Source organism: Priestia sp. P5_B4, assembly GCF_056400385.1.
Genome location: NZ_JBFULJ010000767.1, coordinates 1 through 1,845, shown reverse-complemented (window position 1 = coordinate 1,845; position 1,845 = coordinate 1). Strand labels below are relative to the sequence as shown.

The 1,845-nt window shown below is 36.4% G+C and carries 2 protein-coding genes; one reads left to right on the top strand and one right to left on the bottom strand.

The window, feature by feature from the left end; all coding sequences use genetic code 11:
- Positions 1-802: RQC-minor-2 family DNA-binding protein (locus tag AC1DRF_RS25740; protein WP_477742044.1), on the bottom strand; the 802-nt coding region annotated here is incomplete at its 3' end.
- Positions 803-1,051: 249 nt separating this feature from the next.
- On the opposite strand from AC1DRF_RS25740, the gene AC1DRF_RS25735 reads away from it, so the two are divergent.
- Positions 1,052-1,845, top strand: a 794-nt coding sequence (locus tag AC1DRF_RS25735; protein ID WP_477742043.1) for an APC family permease, incomplete at its 3' end; no start/stop codon positions are given.

Genomic DNA, 1,845 nt, shown 5'->3' with positions numbered 1-1,845 from the left:
CTACATTATACTCATCATCAAGTGAAATAGCATCATTTGTCACATCATATGTTACGGCGAGACCTCTGTTTTCTGAAGTTAAGTGAATGATCTCGTTTTCTCCGTGAACAGTTAATACCGTATCTTCCGTATCTGAAAATCCTCTCTCAAAGCCGGTGTAAGGAAGAGATCGAAAAGGTCTCATAATGATTTCAATCCGATTGCGCCAAAAAGCAATTTGCTCAGGGTTTTTCATAATAAAAAGCAAAGGTGATTTTTTTGATTGTTCAATTGCTTCAATCACATCTGCATTTCGATGATAAAGGGAAATGAGCGGATGTTTGAAGAAACACTTATTAATATGTTGAATCCATTCTTCTTTGGAAGAATCATGTATCCTAGCACAAAACATGTAATCTTTCATAATACTTCCGAGGTAGTTTTCCAACTCATTTTTAGTTAAAACCGTAAAATCTTGAGAATAAAACTCATCATGATGAATAGGAATGCCGCGATTCTTATTATATTCTTTCCATAGAAATGAAGTTGGTTTCCAAAAGTGAGGATAAACGTCTTCATTTTTATCAATTGCGACAGGAAAACCGCCCCTATGACTTCCATATAAAAACGTTTGAAAAAGGACTATATCTTCTTGAGATAACTCATTCATTGCTCGCTCAAAGTAGTCATTTAAACGTCCAAGCAGCCCTTTAGTATGTTTACTTCCTACCGACCGAATCGATTTATTTTTGCGTCCGAGCGGAAGGAATGTTAAGTGGTTGTAAGTTGCAAAATCAACAGGCAAATTTTCTGGTAAAGTCATTTGTCTAACTCCTTTCATCTATTGAGTATTTTACCTATTAAAGAAGAGAAGAAAAAGTTTTAGTGTGTCTTGAATATAAGAGTTATTTTTGGGAATTTTCTGTTAATTAATCTGTAGAAATCAAGAAAAGGGATTCAAAGTAATTTTGAATGGGTATAGTAATAAAAATTTTGACACATATTATCGAATATATATGAATGTTGTCAAAAAAACCAACAAAAGTGATGATTCATCCAAAGGAGGAAGCTTATGGAGAATAAAGGTCCGTTTAAAAAGACGATATCCCTGTTAGATTTAACATTGATTGGATTAGGGGCTATTTTTGGCTCCGCTTGGCTGTTTGCCGTTAGTAATGTCGCTACGCAAGCCGGTCCTGCAGGAAGTTTTTCTTGGGTTATTGGTGGAGTTATTATTTTATTAATAGGCCTTGTATACGCTGAGCTAGGGGCTGCCTTGCCTCGTACAGGAGGAATTATTCGATATCCTGTTTATTCACACGGTCATCTTGTAGGCTATATGATTTCATTTATTACTATTGTAGCGTACACTAGCTTAATCGCTATCGAAGTAACAGCTGTGAGACAGTATGTGGCCTACTGGTTTCCGGGTTTAACAAAATCTGGATCTGATTCACCGACGATATCTGGATGGATTCTACAATTTGTGTTGCTTTGCTTATTCTTTTTACTCAATTACTGGAGTGTAAAAGCATTTGCAAAATCGAATATTATTATTTCTATTTTTAAATATTTTGTACCGCTTACAGTAATCGTAACGCTGGCATTTTATTTTAAGTCAGGAAACTTTACGATGGGAGAGTTTGCTCCCGGGGGGTTTGATGGTATCCAGGCCGCCATTGCCACAGGCGGGGTTATGTTTGCCTACTTAGGCCTTCATCCAATTGTATCGGTAGCTGGAGAGGTGAAAAATCCTCAGCGTAATATTCCAATTGCTCTTGTGATTTGTATCATTCTAGCAGCTCTCATTTATACTGCCCTACAAATATTATTTATCGGAGCTATTCCATCTGACATGATTAAAGG